This window comes from Pseudomonas sp. K5002, from assembly GCF_013386655.1.
GTDB lineage: Bacteria > Pseudomonadota > Gammaproteobacteria > Pseudomonadales > Pseudomonadaceae > Aquipseudomonas.
On sequence record NZ_JACARK010000784.1, the window covers coordinates 1 to 1,158 of the forward strand.

The 1,158-nt window shown below is 64.7% G+C and carries 1 protein-coding gene and 1 pseudogene; both read right to left on the reverse strand.

Annotated features, from left to right (window positions below):
• Window positions 1-910: BatD family protein (locus HX846_RS28480; protein WP_178966567.1), on the reverse strand; the 910-nt coding region annotated here is incomplete at its 3' end.
• Window positions 907-1,158, reverse strand: a pseudogene (locus tag HX846_RS28485) (hypothetical protein); the annotation flags it as partial. The gene HX846_RS28480 and the pseudogene HX846_RS28485, both read right to left, overlap by 4 nt.

The following is a 1,158-nucleotide window of genomic DNA, read 5'->3' on the forward strand; positions in this document are numbered from 1 at the left end:
CCAGGCCTTCGGCTTTCAAGGTCAGGCTGCGGGTCAGGGAGTCGCCCACCTGTACGTGATCGGGCTCGGGGTTCCAGCTTTCCGTGAGGGTCAGGCTGCGGGCCGGCAGCCAGGGAGCGTCGGCCGGGTACATTGCCGGCTTGGCCTTGACCGTCAACGACAGCTCCGGCGAACTGACGTGAATCAGCTTACCGGGCTTGGAACCCTGGGGGTTGTTGTCCTGGGCGGGCCGTGGCTCTACCAGGGTGGCGCTGAACGTCTGCGTCGGAATGGTCAGCGTGCCGCTGTGCTGCGGGTAGATGGCATAGCGGGTTTCGATCACACCGTGGCGGATGCCGTTGATGACTTTCTCGTAGGTGCGCGACTCGCCCAACTGCTCGATGCGCGTATCGGCGACCTGCAACGGCGTGAGGCTGCTGTCGTCATACAGCGATACCGAGTGGTAGACGCGCACGGTCAGCAACGCCTGGGCCTGGACGTAGACGCTGTCCTGGTCGAGGTTGGTTTCGATGAACACAGGAGCCAGTTGGGCCTCGGTGTTCTGGCTGACGGTTTCCACCACTTGCAGGGTAATCGGCTGGGTCTTGAGTTCGCCGATCTGCAACGGTGGAATCACCACGGTGCCGTTCTCCTTGGGCAGCAGGGTGATGATCCAGCGGGTGGTGGCGTGGTTGTCGCCGCCCAGGGTGGTGAGCTGGTTGATCTGGCGTGTGCCGCTCACTTCAAACAGAGGGTCCAGCGGCGCCAGGTCCGGTTTGCCGAACAGCGTGACGTCGTTGGATTCCACCGTCAGTTCCACCGTCTCCCCGGAATTGATGCGGCTGCGGTCGACACTGGCCACCAGGCCGGCGGCCTGGGCCTGGCTGGCCCACAACGCGAGGGTGAGAAGAAGGGAGGTGCAGCGGTTCATCGAGTCTTGTCCTGATGTTGTTGCTGTTCGTACCAGAATTTGCGTCGCAGCAACTCGCCGGGGTTGTCCGGGATCTGCCGCAGCCATTGTTCCAGGGCCTGGCGCTGCTCGCCTTCAAGCGTGCCGTCGACCGGGCGCAGGGGCGGGGTGGTGGTTTGTTCATCACCCAACTCGCTGCCGGGTACCTCGTTGCTGCCGGCGTGGGGCGTGGCCCCGGGTTGCGTGTCGGTCGCGCCGGGCTGGCCCTG